Source organism: Pantoea sp. JZ29, assembly GCF_035190385.1.
GTDB classification, from domain to species: Bacteria; Pseudomonadota; Gammaproteobacteria; order Enterobacterales; family Enterobacteriaceae; genus Pantoea; species Pantoea stewartii.
In genome coordinates, this window is the sequence record NZ_CP045241.1 from 1,729,067 (window position 1) to 1,745,129 (window position 16,063).

The 16,063-nt window shown below is 48.3% G+C and carries 16 protein-coding genes and 3 pseudogenes; all 19 read left to right on the plus strand.

What is annotated here, in order from left to right:
• The first annotated feature begins 161 nt into the window (after positions 1-161).
• The 19 genes and pseudogenes from GC090_RS08040 (at position 162) to tssG (ending at position 16,035) form a co-directional block, all read left to right on the plus strand.
• Complete coding sequence (locus GC090_RS08040) at positions 162-644, plus strand: Hcp family type VI secretion system effector (RefSeq protein ID WP_033742159.1); 483 nt, start codon at positions 162-164, stop codon at positions 642-644.
• A gap of 121 nt (positions 645-765) precedes the next feature.
• Positions 766-1,635 carry a DUF8812 domain-containing protein gene (locus GC090_RS08045; protein WP_324021312.1) on the plus strand — a complete coding sequence of 290 codons (870 nt, stop codon included), beginning with the start codon at positions 766-768 and terminating at the stop codon, positions 1,633-1,635.
• Between the two features lie 12 nt (positions 1,636-1,647).
• Positions 1,648-2,049: a lysozyme inhibitor LprI family protein gene (locus tag GC090_RS08050; protein WP_052133231.1), complete on the plus strand. Its 402-nt coding sequence runs from the start codon at positions 1,648-1,650 to the stop codon at positions 2,047-2,049.
• 140 nt (positions 2,050-2,189) lie between these two features.
• Positions 2,190-2,429 (plus strand): annotated as a pseudogene (locus GC090_RS08055) (FHA domain-containing protein); the annotation flags it as partial.
• 135 nt (positions 2,430-2,564) lie between these two features.
• Positions 2,565-2,879, plus strand: coding sequence for a peptidoglycan-binding domain-containing protein (locus GC090_RS08060; RefSeq protein ID WP_226376246.1), 315 nt, complete (start codon positions 2,565-2,567; stop codon positions 2,877-2,879).
• 64 nt (positions 2,880-2,943) lie between these two features.
• Positions 2,944-3,423: pseudogene (locus tag GC090_RS08065) on the plus strand (N-acetylmuramidase family protein).
• Between the two features lie 18 nt (positions 3,424-3,441).
• Complete coding sequence (locus GC090_RS08070; RefSeq protein ID WP_324021315.1) at positions 3,442-3,993, plus strand: hypothetical protein; 552 nt, start codon at positions 3,442-3,444, stop codon at positions 3,991-3,993.
• Positions 3,994-4,504: 511 nt separating this feature from the next.
• Positions 4,505-5,314, plus strand: a complete 810-nt coding sequence (locus tag GC090_RS08075; RefSeq protein WP_324021317.1) for a lysozyme inhibitor LprI family protein — start codon at positions 4,505-4,507, stop codon at positions 5,312-5,314.
• Between the two features lie 329 nt (positions 5,315-5,643).
• Positions 5,644-6,057 (plus strand): DUF8812 domain-containing protein, encoded by a 414-nt coding sequence (locus GC090_RS08080; RefSeq protein ID WP_324021319.1) that lies wholly within the window; start codon positions 5,644-5,646, stop codon positions 6,055-6,057.
• A gap of 12 nt (positions 6,058-6,069) precedes the next feature.
• Positions 6,070-6,471 (plus strand): lysozyme inhibitor LprI family protein, encoded by a 402-nt coding sequence (locus GC090_RS08085; RefSeq protein ID WP_110268306.1) that lies wholly within the window; start codon positions 6,070-6,072, stop codon positions 6,469-6,471.
• A gap of 208 nt (positions 6,472-6,679) precedes the next feature.
• Positions 6,680-7,120, plus strand: a pseudogene (locus GC090_RS08090) (hypothetical protein); the annotation flags it as partial.
• Positions 7,117-7,530, plus strand: coding sequence for a hypothetical protein (locus GC090_RS08095; RefSeq protein ID WP_205958591.1), 414 nt, complete (start codon positions 7,117-7,119; stop codon positions 7,528-7,530). The pseudogene GC090_RS08090 and the gene GC090_RS08095, both read left to right, overlap by 4 nt.
• Before the next feature lie 519 nt (positions 7,531-8,049).
• Positions 8,050-9,900 (plus strand): type VI secretion system-associated FHA domain protein TagH, encoded by a 1,851-nt coding sequence (tagH, locus tag GC090_RS08100; RefSeq protein ID WP_324021321.1) that lies wholly within the window; start codon positions 8,050-8,052, stop codon positions 9,898-9,900.
• Positions 9,897-10,688, plus strand: coding sequence for a PP2C family protein-serine/threonine phosphatase (locus GC090_RS08105; RefSeq protein ID WP_324021323.1), 792 nt, complete (start codon positions 9,897-9,899; stop codon positions 10,686-10,688). The genes tagH and GC090_RS08105 overlap by 4 nt, the downstream gene beginning before the upstream one ends.
• Positions 10,689-10,698: 10 nt before the next feature.
• Positions 10,699-11,703, plus strand: coding sequence for a hypothetical protein (locus tag GC090_RS08110; RefSeq protein ID WP_324021325.1), 1,005 nt, complete (start codon positions 10,699-10,701; stop codon positions 11,701-11,703).
• Positions 11,704-11,719: 16 nt separating this feature from the next.
• Positions 11,720-12,547: a type VI secretion system accessory protein TagJ gene (locus tag GC090_RS08115; protein WP_324021326.1), complete on the plus strand. Its 828-nt coding sequence runs from the start codon at positions 11,720-11,722 to the stop codon at positions 12,545-12,547.
• The gene (tssE, locus tag GC090_RS08120; RefSeq protein ID WP_039338225.1) at positions 12,537-13,112 is read left to right on the plus strand and encodes a type VI secretion system baseplate subunit TssE; all 576 of its coding nucleotides are present in this window, start codon (positions 12,537-12,539) and stop codon (positions 13,110-13,112) included. Before GC090_RS08115 ends, tssE begins: the two co-directional genes overlap by 11 nt.
• A gap of 2 nt (positions 13,113-13,114) precedes the next feature.
• Positions 13,115-14,992 carry a type VI secretion system baseplate subunit TssF gene (gene tssF / locus GC090_RS08125; protein WP_033742148.1) on the plus strand — a complete coding sequence of 626 codons (1,878 nt, stop codon included), beginning with the start codon at positions 13,115-13,117 and terminating at the stop codon, positions 14,990-14,992.
• Positions 14,989-16,035, plus strand: a complete 1,047-nt coding sequence (gene tssG, locus GC090_RS08130) for a type VI secretion system baseplate subunit TssG (protein ID WP_039338228.1) — start codon at positions 14,989-14,991, stop codon at positions 16,033-16,035. The genes tssF and tssG overlap by 4 nt, the downstream gene beginning before the upstream one ends.
• Positions 16,036-16,063 lie beyond the last annotated feature (28 nt).

The following is a 16,063-nucleotide window of genomic DNA, read 5'->3' on the forward strand; positions in this document are numbered from 1 at the left end:
TGCAGTTTATTGTAGTGGGACCCTTCGGGAAGCCTGTAGCACTCCCGAAGTCGAGGCAAAAGTAAAATATGGACTGTTTTATTCAGCCCCATGCTTTTCTCTTTGCCATATAGATGCTTTTTCGAAAGCGACAACTTTTTCCATAACGAAGAGTAAATATTATGGCTATTGATATGTATTTGAAGGTAGACGGCATTACGGGTGAATCTAAAGATTCTAACCATACCGGCTGGATTGATATTACCTCTTTCTCCTGGGGCGCTAATCAGCCGGGTAATATGAGCGTGGGCGGCGGTGGCGGTGCGGGTAAAGTTAACTTCAACGACCTGCACATTAATGCCAAAATCGACAAAGCGGTAACTGCATTGCTGAAAAACTGTGCCAGCGGTAAGCACGTTTCTAAGGTTGAAGTGTCAGTTTGTAAAGCGGGCGGCACGCAAATCGAATACACCCGAATTACCCTGGAAGATGTGCTGGTAACCAACGTTCAGTTCGTGGGTTCAGAGCACGATGACACCCTGGGCGTAACTTATGCATTCCAGGCTGCGAAAGTGAAACAGCAGTACTGGGAGCAGAGCTCTTCTGGTGGTAAAGGTGCAGAAACCAGCGCGGGCTGGAACATCAAAGAGAATAAAGAAGCGTAAGAAAAAACGCCTCCTTATCGGGAGGCGTTTCTCGCTAAGTGGTTTTTTCTTTTTATGCGTTAGGCTCCCAGCCAATTTACAAGGATTTCTCTGGATCAGATTCATTGGGTGGAGATAGTAAATGAGTATTACAGGGTCAGTTGGTATAGGTGGCCGTAATAATTACGGCGATGTAAAAACGGTACAACGGCTTTTACAAAATAATGGTTTTCCCCAGCTTCGTGATGACGGCAGAATTGGGCCAAAAACTATCGAAGCTATCAAAAGTTACCAATCACGTTTCATGTCACGGCCAGATGGTTTGGTTGATGTTCATGGTCGGACCTGGAATAAATTATCTAATTCTGATAAAACTAACCGAACGCAGCCCACACCAGAAGAAAATCGCCATCTCAATTCAGGTCGCTTAACTGTAAATGCAGGGCAAATAACTTTTGATGCAGAAGGTAATGATTGGCCTAACAGCCCAGGATTTAGTCGTCATATCCATTGGCCTAAAGGGGCTTCTGGCGTAACAATCGGACGTGGTTATGATATGGGTGGGCGTTCTGGTGAGACGGTGAAAATAGACTTGATCCAGGCTGGTGTTCCGCAGGAACAAGCTATTCTTCTGGCAAGAGGCGCTCGATTATCACCTTCACAGTCAGACAAGTTCGTAAAAGAACACCGTAATGAGTGTGGTATTATTACTCGTGAGGCTCAAGCTAAATTATTTGAAATGATATACCCTAAATATCTGGTTAGAGGGCAATCAATTTATCTTAGTAAAACTTCTGGCTTCCCAGAAAGAACCCCTTGGGAAAACCTTAAACCTCCTATAAAAGATATAGCTGTAGACTTTGTATATCAAGGGCTGGGTTTTGAAAGAACCATGAAAGCCTGCATGTACAACGATATCGATAAGTTAATAGATTTTATTGAAAATAATGCCCAAGTAAAAAGTTATGAGGGTGGACGCCAACGAGCAAATTATCTGAGAAAACATAAATAGGCGGGAGTTTTTATGTGCAAGCAATATATTTATAGTTTGGCTTTTGTTTTTTTTATATTTGGTCATTCAGCTTATGCGATGGATGATTGCTCTAAGGAAACAAGTGATCCTGCAGTGTTTACTTGTGCTGAAAAAAACAAAAACACTGCAGAGCAAAAGTTAAATAATGAGTACTCGGCGGCAAAGAAACGCATCGATAAAGTCTTTCAAAACGAAGCGGAAGTCAAAAAAGAATATTTGAATATATTTCTTGAGTCACAGCGAAGCTGGCTAAAATATCGCGATGGGCAGTGTAAGTTATTTGCGCATGTTGCCGATAAAAACAGTAATCCTTATACGGTATTTACGAATAATTGTATTGCAGAACTTGATGAGGCAAGAACTAAACAGTTGGAACAGATCCCATACGATTGATTTTTTTAATATGCACCTATTGTAATCCAGGTGCATATTATATTGTAACGCTTTAGTAACTCTATCTATTTTTATATCCCGCCTTTCTCCCCGAGAGACGCGCGATATAGATGTCGAAAAGCTAACCGCAGGAATCCGTGATGCGCTTTACGATAATAACCGCTAAACCCGGCCATCAACCGCCGCAAACCAGTTTTGATTTTCTTCCTCCCGGCGGCACAATTGGTCGTGGCGTGGATAACAATCTGGTACTGCCCGACGACGATCGCACGATTTCCCACCTGCAGGCGATTGTGCATATCACTGCTGAAGGTGAATGCCGCCTGACGAATAGCGGTAACGTGACGCGTGTGCTGTTAAACGATATCCCACTGGAGCAGAGCTCTTCTGGTAAAGGTGCAGAAACCAGCGCGGGCTGGAACATCAAAGAGAATAAAGAAGCTTAATAAGATGGGCCTCCATCAGGAGGCGCCCTTTACACTAATCTGTTAAAGCTGAGTCGAGAGGGATTTGACGTGACTACAATACAGATAAGCCAGTGCGTTGGTTTAAGACAACCTAATAAATCACGTGATGTTAAAACCGTTCAATCATTATTAAATTCCAATAAGTCTGTTACACCTCCTGGTAGTGAATTAAAAGTTGATGGTTTTTTGGGACCAAAAACTATTGATAAAATAAAAATACTCCAGGAAAAGATTGTGGGTCTTCGCAACCCGGACGGTATTGTTTCACCCCGGGGGCCTACAATGCGTAGGTTACATGGAAATATTACGCCGGTCAGCAATATAAAAATTAAGCCTCGATACTACAGCCTCTGCTGTTACTGATGAAATGTATGTTAGTATGGCGAAAGCATTAAATTGCGAACCAGCAGCAATAAAAGCAGTTGTGATGTCGGAAACCAAGCAAAGTCCATTCGATTCATCAGGTCGGCCGACAATTATATATGAAAGGCACTATTTCAGTAGATTAACAAATCACAAATATGATGCAACTCATCCTGAAATATCAGGAAAGCCATACAATCATTATGGTAAATTTAGTGAATAATACGACAAATTAAACAAAGCAATAGCACTTGATCGTGCAGCAGCGCTCCAGTCAGCTTACTGGGGAGCATTTCAAATTATGGGTAGTAATTATGTCACTTCGGGTTACGAAAATATCGAAGAGTTTGTCAAAGGAATGAATACTATTCCGGGGCAGGTATACGCTTTTGTTAATCATGTTTCTCATACGCAGACTCTTTTGAATGCAATCCGAACGAAGAACTGATCAAGTTTTGCCAGATACAACAATGGTAGTGATTATAAAAAGAATAATTATGATGTTCATTTATCAAGAAATTATGACAGAGCCATGCATAATTAATTCAGGATTTTATATAATATGAAAATTTTCAATCTGGTATTGTCTTTACTTGTTATTAGCCCTATAGCAAATGCTTCCATAACTCTTTCTAAACCTCATTCAAATCATTATGAAAAGACTATTATTCAGGAAGCTCAGCATGAAGGTCTTGAGCGAGTTGAATTAGATAAAGCTCAAAGTTTCGATTTAATCAAAAATGGCAAAGTATTAGGTACTCTTGTACAAGGAAAAGGATGGATAAGAGATGTCCAGCCTGTGTGTTTTATTGCCTGGACAAAGGATAGTAAAAAATCTGATCAGTTTATTCAAACAATCGGTCAAGGGGATTGGGAAACAGTAGGTTGCCATAAAGTTGATTCAGTTGGCCTTATATCAAAAAAAGACGTTCCTGCTACGAAAGTTGCGGTTATTTATACCACTGAAGCCCCTGATCACTACGGAAATGATTACTACATTTTGGGATTAAAAAGTGGTGATGACAGTATCTATTACGATCAGAGTGTTACTGAAAAGTTTCAAAATTCATATATAAAAAATCTCACTGAACTGCGTAAGGCTTATCAAAAGTAATTTTAATCAAACCTCTTTAGCAAAACAAACAAGGCTTATGTTAATTTTAATTAAAGGGGTTTGCATATGAGATATATGATTAAACTCCTTTGTACTATTGGTTGAAATTGATGAATTTGCCGCTATTAAAAATTTCTGCAACGGTAGCAACGAGCAGTAAGTATGCGCTTGTACAGAAAGAATCATTAATAAGACGAGAGGCAATTTAACAAAGAATGCCAGGCAATAAAATTAAGGATCAATGATTTTATTATAGCCCTTTCAAAAGCTAAGATAAGTCTCTGCAGCTTTTTACTGAATCACAGCGTCCATGGCTTAAATACCGCCATGAAGGATTGCGCGTTCGCCTCACTGACGGCGGATAAGAACTCTGCCGCGAGCATGGCATACAAAACACCTGTGTAGCAAGTCTGGACAAAGAAATCATTAATAAGTCGAGAAGAATCCCTTACAGTTAATGTTGTATTTTGAAATATTTTCTTTTACTGTATCCCACTTTCAGGCGTCCATCATGCAGAGAACCGGTTATTTGTTACTTTTTATCGCGTCGTTGGTCATGTCCTTAAAGTGTTTTTCTGAACAGGGATATTCTTTAAATCTTAATGGTAAGTGGAAAGTTGAACATGTATATGTTGACGAGGATGTTGCCTCTGCGAAGCTGATAACGCTAATTCCTGATGATCCGAATCTAAAAGGACGTATATTTGAATTCACGTCGGATAAAATAAAGACGTCTATACAGCCAGATAGTGGCTGCGAGTTCCCAGATTATCATTCTATGAATGTGACAATATTAAATCATTTGATGAGCAGTACGACAGAAGGGGTTCAATACGACCCTGCTAAAAGCTATTCTCTGCCGGTCAAAGGAACGCTGAATATACATCCTTATAGTATTCATTGTCAGAATGGGAAGATCAGTCCTTCAGATGAGCATATTGAACACTGGCTTGTGAAACTTAATGTTAATTTGGTATTACTGAACTGGGATAACCAGTCTTACATATTACTAAAAAAGTTATCAGATAATGCCAGATTTTCACCTTCGTTCGCGTGCGAAAGGGCAACGAATGATAGTGAAAAAACGATTTGCCATGATCCAGATTTGTCTTCCTGGGATGTGAGTGTCGCCGAGGCATATAATATTGTATTAAAGCAAATTACAAATACAGGTTTAGATGCCAAGATACGTTTAGCTCAGTTCCATCAAAACCAAAAGCACTGGCTTGACGCCAGAAATGCGTGTTCTGCTAATTCTACCTGTATAAAGAAAAAAATGCAGGCTCGTGTTGCCGAACTTATTGAGCTTGCGAAGTCATAAATAAATGCCTTTTTAAACAAGCACGTTTCATGTCACGGTCAGATGGTTTGGTTAATGTTCATTGAAAAAATGGAGTGTACTCTCTCGCTCAGGTAACAATACCAGTAAAGTTTTACCTCCTGGGAAAGTCGATGATCCAAATGTTAATTCTGGCCGTCTTACCGTTAATGCGGGACAAATTACATTTGATGCCGAAGGTAATGACAACATTCATAGTCCTTATTTCAGTAGGCATATACATTGGCCAGGATATAACTCAGGGGTAACCATCGGAAGATGGTTACGAAATGGGCGGAAGAAGTTCAGGTTAAATTTATTCTGATCTTTTGATGGTGGGGGTTGAGCAAGAGCAGGCAAGGCGTCTTTCTTTAGGCTCTACAAAAAAAGGAAGTGCGGCACATTCCTGGGTTAAAAAATACAGGGATGAATGCGGCATCATATCACGTGAGTTGCAGGCAAGGCTCTTTGAGATTATTTACCCAATCTATGTAAGTCGTGCTAAATCTTCTTATCTATCTAAAACTGCCAGTCATCATGAAAGAACGGACTGGGATAAGCTGAAGCCCGCAATCAAAGATATTATTGTGGATTTAATTTATCAAGGTGCAGATTCGACGATAAATATGCAGGCGGCTATGCATAATGATATCAATAAATTGACAGATTTTATTGATAGCTCAGCATATCTCCAAAAGTTTGAAAAGGGTCGTCATCGTGCTCGTTATCTCAGAAGTAGACGATAGATAAGAGGTTACATGGAAAAGATATTGCTTTCTACTTTGCTCATAGTTGGTATGCAAGTGCTTAATCCGGTTTATGCTTTAAGTGATTGCTCACAAGGAAATAATGATCAAGAAGTTTACTCCTGTGCAGAAAAGAATAAATCTGAAACAGAAGTGATGTTGAATAAGGAATATAAAGCGGCTAAATCAAGGGTTCAGGAGCTTTATAAAGGCAATGATGAGGAGCTTAATAAGTACATAAGCACATTAACTGAAGCACAACGGGCATGGTTAAAGTACAGAGAAAATGATTGTGAACTTGCCTCTTTTGCAGCGGATAAAGGTAGTGATGCAAGTCTTTCTTATATCAATATCTGCCTGTATGAGCACAATGAACAAAGAATTAAAAAGTTAAAGATGATACCTTATCATTAATTAAATTATAATAATCAATTCCTCTGGGGTGCATTTTTATTTTCAGCTGTCGTCAAGTGAATATCGCATAGGATAAGTGATGTCTTTTAAAAGATTTGACCTTATTAATGCTTAAAAATAGATCGTAAATGTATGCACCTCTTTTTGGCAAGGCAGGGTTGGATGTTTTAGCTCGTATTAAAAATTTTACAGAGGCACCCTTGCAGTTCATGCTTTAAATCTTTCAAGTTCATCAATAGTCCATGAGTGGCAAACGGCAGGTGTAGGTGCTATTCGAGGATACTCAACTTACGTTGATGCAGCAGCTAAGGCCGCAAGATTCATGAAGTATGGAGGTTGGGTTGCTATCGGTTTCAGTGCATTGAACACAACTAATGATGTCTATAAAGGATGCACAGTTGATCGCGAGAATGAGTGTACAAAAGTTGCTGTAAAAGAATATTCGAAGTTTGCAGGAAGTACAGTGGCTGGTTTTTATGGTGGGGCGTTGTCAGCTTCACTTGCCACAGGCGCATGCGTTGCGTTGGGAGTGGCAACTGGCGGAGTTGGTGCCTTGGCTTGTGGTATAGTTGGTGGTGCCGCAGGTGGATATGGTTTTGGTGAAGCCGGTGGAAAAGCCGTGGACTTTATCATGGATAAGATCTTATGACATTATATGATATCACCATGTATACGATTATTTTTTTATTTTTCCTTATTGGTTTTTTGCATATTTATGCCTCTTTTCTTTTTAAGAAAAACAGTGAAAAATACGCTAAGATAATTCGTGACTTTAATAATGCAGGTCTCCAGCTTGATACTACTACTAAATTTTCAAGTAACTTGGGGTTTTATGCAAATTATCAAAAGCTTTCATATTTATATCGCCTTCAAAAAGGTGTGAAAATGAAATTCAGACAAAATGAAGAAGTAAGGGAGGAAGCTTATAATTTTATTCAGTCGCAACCAAAAAATATGACGGCGTGGATCGCTGATTTAGTTGTTTTTTATAAAGCTATATTTGCCCTGACTGCGGTTTTTGGTTTTCTTTTGTTTTTCTTTGTTTACATACTCAACTAGTTTACCGATTAATTAAAGTGAGAAAATAAATCTCGAGCTGGTAATGATGTTTTTTAGGTGTTTACGTTTTGCGGGCTTTACACTTTCACCTTTTAGGTCATTCCCGGATGATAGCGTTCTACTTCCGAAAATTGAAATTCATAACTTGGGTTAACAAGTGTGTTGATATTAACCATAGTCAAACATTGCATCTTAACGACAGTAAAGAAGTTGAAGCGCTTATTCAGGAAAGCGCCTGAGTTAATACGACGTAATCTGTTTGTTTCATCGCTTGGTCTGAAAATGGAAAAGTTATAGGCCATTTTATTGAGACAATAGGCCCGGGTAAATGACCGTAGGCTGCCATTAGCAATAATGAGCAAGAAGCCTGCACATGTTTTAATGATGAAATGAACGTTACTGAGTTATCATTTAAACAATGAAGACCAGGCAGCACAATCCACTAAGCCTCTATATCCCGCCTTTCTCCCCGAGAGACGCGCGATATAGATGTCGAACAGCTAACCGCAGGAATCCGTGATGCGCTTTACGATAATAACCGCTAAACCCGGCCATCAACCGCCGCAAACCAGTTTTGATTTTCTTCCTCCCGGCGGCACAATTGGTCGTGGAGTGGATAACAATCTGGTACTGCCCGACGACGATCGCACGATTTCCCGCCTGCAGGCGATTGTGCATATCACTGCTGAAGGTGAATGCCGCCTGACGAATCGCGGTAACGTGACGCGTGTGCTGTTAAACGATATCCCACTGGAGCGGGGACGCCAGGTGGAATTGCAGGATGGCGACGTGCTGGGTATTGATGACTACCGCCTGCTGGTTAACGATCTTAATGGTGAACAGCAACCCCAGCCGTCGCCTGTGGTGACGGCTGCACCAGCCAAAGCGCCGGTCATGAACGATGCGCCACCGGTCGCCGCACCAGTCACTGCCACAGCAAGTACGGCGGCCATTCCGAGTGAAATCTGGGACAGCCTGGCAAAAGAGTTTTCCATTTCAGACGATTTGTCGAAGCGTAAAACGCCGGCCTCCGATATGCCAGATGCCAATCCGTTAACCTCGACGTCGGCAAACCGTAATCCGGAAGATCCGCTGGCACAGCTGATCAGCGATAAGCCGCTGGATATCGGGCAGCAGCCTAAAACCAGCAGTCTGTTTGATGAAGGCGATGCGCTCTTTGCGCAGGAAAGCATCTTTGATGATCGTACGCCGAGCACCTTATCAGCCCAGCAAAATGCTCAGGGACAGCCGAAAGTCGAGGCGCCATCGGGCGATCTGGATCCCCTGAATCTGTTTGGCAGTCAGAATACGCCCGACCCACGTCATCATGACGATCCCCTTGGATTAATGATGAGCGGCGCGGTACCGCTGGCGCAACCTGAGGTGTCGGTTACACAACCTGAAGCACGGCCAGCCCAGCAGAAACCGGCCCCGCAAACGCCTGAGCCTGCTCCCGAACCGCGTGACAGCGCGCCGGTTGAGCTGGCCGAGTTAAGCAGCTCACCGCTGTTTGATCACACTGAAACGCAGCCCACTCACGATCCCGTATTCGAAACCGAGCCGGAGCCTGCGCAGCCTGAAGGGGCGCAGAGTCCAATTGATTACGGTGGCATTACGTTACCGACGCCGCAGGCGGTTCAGCGTGCGCCTTCGCCGACGCCAAAAGGACGACTGCGTATTGATCCGGTTGCCTCGCACAACAATAACGGTGGGGCAGAGCAGACGACAGGAAACAGCAGTAGCGGTGATGCGTTGAAAGGTGAATTGCTGGATGCGTTGCTCGAAGGCATGGGTCTGCAGGATCTGCAACCAACCCCGCAATTCGACCGTGAGCAGATGCGGCAATTTGGCCAGATGCTGAGCATGTTTTCACAGGGAACGGTCGCGCTGCTCTCGTCGCGCTCAATTTTGAAACGCGGCGTGAAGGCGGATATGACGGTGATTCTCGACGACGCGAATAACCCGTTTAAACTGTTGCCCTCGGGCAAGACCGTGCTGATGCAGATGTTTGGAAGCCGTATGCCAGGCTTTATGCCACCACGTCAGGCGGTACGCGATGCGCTGATTGATTTGCAGGCCCACCAGTTGGGTATGATTGCCGGTATTCGTGCGATTATCGCCTCCATGCTGCAATCGTTTAATCCCGATCAGCTGGAAGAAGAGGCGCGTCAGAACGGATCAATCTCACGCATTGGTCTGCTCGGTAATCGCAAAGCCGCGCTGTGGGAACATTTTGTTCAGCGCTATGGCGAAACCGCCGGTGAAATCGAAGATGACTTCCATACCTTGTTTGGCGAAGCCTTCTTGCACGCGTACGACATGGAAGTAAATCAGTATAAAGACTCACAAACCCACACGGATGACGCATGAATATCTCTACTGCTTCCACGTCGAATCAGGGCGACCGCGCCACCAATCAGGATCAAACCGGTGAGCGCATCGGTGAACGTTCGGCCTGCTTTGTGGTGTGCGATGGTGTGGCAGGGTTTCCTGGCGGTGCTGTGGCAGCGAAAATTGCGCGCAGCAGCCTGATGGAAGCCTTCGATGGCAATGCGCACCTGGATGCGCAAACTATCCGCGATTACGTCAATTATGCCAACGACGCAATCCGGCAACAGCAAAAAGCCAACAGTCAGCACAGTCGCATGGGCACCACGCTGGTGAGTTTGTTTATCGACAGAGACTATGAGCTGGCTTACTGGGCCCACGCAGGCGACAGCCGCCTGTATCTGTTTCGCCGCGGCTATCTCTATCATGTCACCACCGATCACAGCCTGGTGCAGCAAATGAAAGATGCCGGTCATCAGACCGAAGGCATCAACAGTAACCTGCTTTATTTCGCCCTGGGCATGGGCGATGAACAGCGTGATGCCAGCTATAGCGACGTGGTGCCTATTGAAGACGGCGACGCCTTTCTGCTGTGCACGGACGGCTTCTGGCATGGCGTCACGCTGGAACAAATGCAGCAATCGTTGCATATGGTGAACACGCCAGAAGAGTGGCTGACCCTGATGCAACAAATTATCAAAAACAGCCAACCGCAGGGTGGTCAGCAGGACAACTTCAGCGCCATGGCTGTCTGGGTAGGTTCCCCGGAAGACACCACTTTATTGCACTCGCTGTCAGATGCGGCGCAGTTTTTCCCTCTTCGAGATTGAGAACGCCAACATGAAATATGGATTAGTGGGCCTGGCTGCAATGCTGTTGAGTACCCATGCCTTTGCTGAGAACTATCGCATTGTGCAGTCGCCAACTCAGAAACTGGATGTCTGGATTGATGATGTTAAAGATAACCAGCTCGCAAGCTGGTGTAAGAGCACGGTGAACCTGCGCATTGTGACGCACGGGGATAAAGATCCTTCAGTATTAAATGATTTTCTGCCGCGTGTCGCCGGATTAATGGGCTCGCAATGTAAGCCACTGCAACAACTGCACTGGACATTAACCGATACCGAAGGTGCCCAACTGGGTAACGGCAGTGCGGCAAAAGCGCAGCAGTGGAAAGTGGTTATTACACCGCCGGCAACCTCCCAACCTGCTTCAGCTGCCACTGCACAGCAGCAGGCACCGGTGACGCAGACGCAACCCGCCGCGCCGGTCGTGCTGAATTCCCCACCCGCCGATACCACGCCATGGCTGCAGTTCAGTTTGCTGGATGGCTGTCATTTCCGGACCTGGTGGCATCAGCCCGCGCAGTCAAGTGCCGTTTTCGTGCCCGCTAAGCAGGGCGTGACCTGTGGCAAAGATGGCTGGCTGAGCGGTTACAGTACCTTAACGGAAGTGGGCAAGGGCCAGAGCAAACCCGTCTCTGTCAGCTTCTTACAGGGTTTCCCGGTGGCGGGCCTGAGCGACAAACAACAGCTTGATGAGCTGACGATTACCACGGTCAACAGCGAGCGTATGGTGCTGAGCGATGAAAAATCGCCAGACAGCTGGCTGGTGCTGCCGTTCAGCCCACAACTCAACGGCTGGCAGGCGGTGAATCAGGTCGTTGTGGCGATGCCTGCCAGCGAAGCCGCAGATGAAAATGCCCTGCGGGCGCGCCTGCAGGAAGTGCGGAAAACCTGGTCACCCTGGCTGAGCAGCCCTGCCTCAATCAAAGTGCAGTTGGTGGAAAAACTCCATCCGGAACTGAAAGATCCGGCCGCCGCCGTCTATCGCACCATCAACTAAGGCATAAGGAGTTTGAATGGATTCTTTACAACAGCGTCTGGCTAACGCCTCTCTGGCAGAAAACCTGGCCAGCATTACCGCGCAAATCCAGGCAAACCCTGCGGATGCCGATTTACGGGCTGCCTTCGTCCAGCTGTTGTGCCTTGCCGGTAACTGGAAGCGGGCACAGACACAACTGAAATCCTGGCTGGCGATGCTGCCGCAGGCGCAGCCCACCGTCACCTTGCTGCAACAGGCAATTGCGGGCGAAGTATTACGTGAGGCTGTCCTGCGCGGCGAGGCCGATCCACAACTGCCTGGCAGTGCCTGGCCCTGGTGCAATCTGATGCTGGCCGCGTTAAAAGCCGATATCGCCGGGGATGGCGTAGCAGGGGCGACACTGCGTGCTCAGGCGCTGGACAGCGCAGAAGCGACTGCCGGTCGTGCCGTTGCGCAGGAGGGCGAAAGCCCGTTCGCCTGGCTGATGGACGGCGACAGTCGCTTCGGACCGATCTGTGAAGCGATTGCTAATGGTCGCTATTACTGGATCCCGTTTGCGGCGATCGCGGAAATGGAATTCCAGGCACCAGCAAGCGTGACGGATCTGGTCTGGCGTCATACGCGTTTGCAACTGGTGGATGGCAGTGAGCAAATCTGTCAGATCCCGGTTCGTTATCCTCTTCAGGAAGGCGCGGACGAACGCTTCCTGCGTGCCAGTATCACAGAATGGCAGGCACTGGACGGTGACGAAGGGCAGTTCATTGGGCACGGACAAAAAATGTGGCTCAGTGACGAGGCAGACTTTCCCTTACTGACGCTGCAACAGATGATTTTCAACGAAACTGAGTTACCTCATGAGTCGTAACGACAATTCATCCGGTGACGGCTATTCACAGCTGCATGGCGGCTATCGTTCGCGTAAAAATCGCGAAACGCTGACCGCGCGCGATAAGCTTCAGTCATCGCTGCTGGACAGACTGACGGATGATGCACCCGAGAAAGCGACAGAATCGGGCAACAGTTCGGTGATTACCCACAGCACGCTGCGACGCAATGTACTGCGCGATCTTCAGTGGCTGTTCAACACCATTAACAATGAAGCACAGCACGATCTTAGCGGGTTGAATGAGGTACAGCGCTCTGTGCTGAACTTTGGCGTCGCGCCGCTGGCCGGGCAGAATATTTCTGACATTGAGTGGCAGGATATGCAGCGGAAAATGACCGATGCCATCCTGCATTTCGAACCGCGTATTATACCGCAGGGCCTGCAGGTGCGCTGCGTCAGCGATCTGACCTCCCTCAGCCTGCACAACGTTTTGTCGATCGAGATAAAAGGCCGGTTATGGTGCGTACCTTACCCGCTGGAGTTTCTGTTCCGCACTCAGGTGGATTTAGAGAGCGGCCATTTTGAACTACAGGATGCAGGTTAATCATGGACAGCAAGCTGCTCGATTATTACAACCGTGAACTGGCCTATCTGCGTGAGATGGGCGCGGAATTTGCTGCGCAGTATCCGAAAGTCGCCGGACGGCTCGGGATGCGCGGCATTGACGTTGCCGATCCCTATGTCGAGCGGCTGATGGAAGGTTTTGCTTTCCTGACCTCCCGTGTGCAGCTAAAGATGGATGCGGAGTTCCCGCGCTTTTCGCAGCGCATGCTGGAAATGGTGGCGCCCGGCTATCTGTCTCCCACGCCGTCCATGGCCATTGCGCAACTGACGCCGGACAGCCGGAAAGGCGATATCAGCAATGGTTTTTTAGTGCCGCGCGGCACGATGATGGAAAGCCAGAACCTGAAAAAAACCGGTGTCACCTGCAGCTACAGCACGGCACATGATGTGATGCTGCAGCCGCTGCGCATCAGCGATGTCTCCCTGGGGGGCGTACCGGCGGATATTCCGCTGGGAGAACTGAAGGCACGCGGATCGTCCGGGGCGTCCAGTGCACTGCGCATCCGTATGACCTGCGAAGGCATTTCCTCGCTGAGCCAGCTCAGTCTGGACGACATTATGTTTTTCCTCAGCGGCCCGGATATTCAGGCGCTCAAGCTGATGGAGCTGCTGATGCAGCATCGTAGCGGCATTATTTTGCAGTCCGTGGAAGCAAAACCACAGCGCCAGTCGCTGCCAGACGATGCGCTGGAGCAGGAAGGCTTTTCGCCGGATCAGGCGCTGCTGCCGGATGACCTGCGTAATTTCGATGGCTATCGTCTGCTACAGGAATATTTCGCTTTCCCGGCACGTTTCCAGTTTGTCAGCCTGCGCCAGCTCGCGCCGTTTTTGCGCCGCTGCGACAACACACAGTCTTTTGACATCGTTATCCTGCTGGATAAAGCCGATGCCGCGCTGGAAAGCGTGGTCGACAATACGCACCTGGCGCTGCACTGCACGCCGGTGATCAACCTGTTCCCGAAAACGGCTGAGCGACTCAAAGTCAGTGACAGTCAGCATGAATATCATCTGGTGGTCGATAACATCCGCCCACTGGACTATGAAATTCATTCGGTGAAGCGGCTGTTTGCCTCGGTGGAAGGGCAGCGTGAAGAGCAAATTTTCCGTCCCTTCTGGAGCACCTTCAGCCACGATGGCGGCGATTACGGCGCCTATTTCTCGCTGCGTCGCGAACAGCGCACACTGTCCGAACATGCGCTGCGCTATGGCACCCGCACAGGCTATATCGGCTCTGAAGTATTTTTGTCGTTGGTCGATCAAAACCACACGCCGTGGAACAGCGATATCCGCTACCTGTCTGCCGAGGTGATGTGTACCAGCCGCGATCTGCCGTTAATGCTGTTACAGCAGGAGCAGGGCAACTTTGTTATGCCCGACTCAATTCCGGTCGGGCAGCTTACCTTATGCAAAGGGCCCACGCCGCCACGTCCCGCGCTGGCAGAAGGGCTGTCAGCGTGGCGGTTGATCAGTCATCTGCAGATGAACTATCTCAGCCTGATGGACAGCAGTGAGGGGGAAGGCGCGGCGGCCTTGCGCCAGATGTTGAGTCTGTATGCGAGCCTGGCGGAAACGCCGCTAACGCGCCAGATCGACGGCATACGGCACTGCAACCTGAAAGCCGTGCACCGTCGCGTACCGGAACCGGGCCCGGTGGTCTTTGCACGCGGCGTGAGCATCGCGCTGGAAGTCGATGAACAGGCTTTTTCAGGTGCCAGTCCGTGGCTGTTTGGCAGCGTACTGGAGCGCGTCTTCTCTCGCCTCGTGGCGCTGAACAGCTTTACCGAATTCACCCTGAGCAGCCAGCAGCGCGGCGAAGTGGGCTACTGGCCACCGCGCATGGGTAAAAAGGCGCTGCTATGAGTGAAACGGCGCACATCATTCCCTTACAGCGGGCCGTTCGCCTGCCCGATGATTTCTGGCAGGCGGTCATGGCCGCCCCCTGGCGCTACGACCTGTTTCAGCTGTTGCGTAAGCTGGATGCCCAGAGCGGTCAGCGTTATGCCTTAGGTAAAGCGCCGCTGCCAAAATTTGAAGCCGTGCGCATCGGACAAACCCCTTCGCTGGCCTTTGCACCGTCCACCGTGTCACAGGTTAAACCGCGCGAGCAGGACGACCGTTATGACGTGTCCATCTACAGCTTTGGCTTGTTCGGCCCTAACGGCCCGTTACCGACGCACTTAACGGAATACGTTCGTGGCCGCATCGATCACCACCAGGATCACAGCCTGAGCGCCTTTGCCGATCTGTTCCACCATCGCGCCACCTTGCTGTTTTACCGAGCCTGGGCGAATGCTCAGCCCACCAGCTCGCTGGATCGCCGTGATGACCGACGCTTTCAGGATTACCTGGCCTGCGTGGCAGGCATTGGCTTACCGGCTCAGCAACAAGCCAGTTCGCTCAGCCTGCATGCGCGCCTGATGCTGTCCGGCCACCTCAGCCGTCACGGTCATGATGCCGAAGGCCTGGTGCGGATTCTGCGTCATTACTTTGGTGTGCCGGTGATGTTGCAGCAGAACGTGCCGCAATGGTTAGCGCTGGACAGCCGCGATCAGGCGCGGTTGTCAGCAGGACGCCACATGCCGCGGCTGGGTGAGTCCGCTTTCCTTGGCGTGGCCGTGCGTGATGTGCAGCATCGCTTCCGCCTGCGCATCGGGCCACTCAGTGCCGAGCAGTATGAACGTTTTTTACCCAATGCTCAGGGCGCGTGCGAAGTGCGCGACTGGGTACGTCACTATTTAGGGATTGAGATGCAGTGGGATCTCAGCCTGATCCTGGCGGCCGACGCCGTGAAAGGGGTAACCCTGGGCGGTGAGGCGCGGCTGGGCTATACCAGTTGGCTTGGACAGCAACCGCAGCCCATAGATCGTGAAGATTTTGCTTTTGAGGTTGAGGCCATGCCGTAACGGCGCAACCGCTTTCCCCGATATTTAG

Excerpts from the sequence above, each read along its gene's own strand:
- tssG (WP_039338228.1), top strand. The coding sequence starts at position 14,989 with ATGAGTGAAACGGCGCACATCATTCCCTTACAGCGGGCCGTTCGCCTG.
- GC090_RS08095 (WP_205958591.1), top strand. The coding sequence starts at position 7,117 with ATGACATTATATGATATCACCATGTATACGATTATTTTTTTATTTTTC.
- GC090_RS08115 (WP_324021326.1), top strand. The coding sequence starts at position 11,720 with ATGGATTCTTTACAACAGCGTCTGGCTAACGCCTCTCTGGCAGAAAAC.
- GC090_RS08080 (WP_324021319.1), top strand. The coding sequence starts at position 5,644 with ATGGTGGGGGTTGAGCAAGAGCAGGCAAGGCGTCTTTCTTTAGGCTCT.
- GC090_RS08040 (WP_033742159.1), top strand. The coding sequence starts at position 162 with ATGGCTATTGATATGTATTTGAAGGTAGACGGCATTACGGGTGAATCT.
- GC090_RS08075 (WP_324021317.1), top strand. The coding sequence starts at position 4,505 with ATGCAGAGAACCGGTTATTTGTTACTTTTTATCGCGTCGTTGGTCATG.
- tagH (WP_324021321.1), top strand. The coding sequence starts at position 8,050 with ATGCGCTTTACGATAATAACCGCTAAACCCGGCCATCAACCGCCGCAA.
- tssF (WP_033742148.1), top strand. The coding sequence starts at position 13,115 with ATGGACAGCAAGCTGCTCGATTATTACAACCGTGAACTGGCCTATCTG.
- GC090_RS08110 (WP_324021325.1), top strand. The coding sequence starts at position 10,699 with ATGAAATATGGATTAGTGGGCCTGGCTGCAATGCTGTTGAGTACCCAT.
- GC090_RS08050 (WP_052133231.1), top strand. The coding sequence starts at position 1,648 with ATGTGCAAGCAATATATTTATAGTTTGGCTTTTGTTTTTTTTATATTT.
- GC090_RS08105 (WP_324021323.1), top strand. The coding sequence starts at position 9,897 with ATGAATATCTCTACTGCTTCCACGTCGAATCAGGGCGACCGCGCCACC.
- GC090_RS08070 (WP_324021315.1), top strand. The coding sequence starts at position 3,442 with ATGAAAATTTTCAATCTGGTATTGTCTTTACTTGTTATTAGCCCTATA.
- GC090_RS08045 (WP_324021312.1), top strand. The coding sequence starts at position 766 with ATGAGTATTACAGGGTCAGTTGGTATAGGTGGCCGTAATAATTACGGC.
- GC090_RS08085 (WP_110268306.1), top strand. The coding sequence starts at position 6,070 with ATGGAAAAGATATTGCTTTCTACTTTGCTCATAGTTGGTATGCAAGTG.
- tssE (WP_039338225.1), top strand. The coding sequence starts at position 12,537 with ATGAGTCGTAACGACAATTCATCCGGTGACGGCTATTCACAGCTGCAT.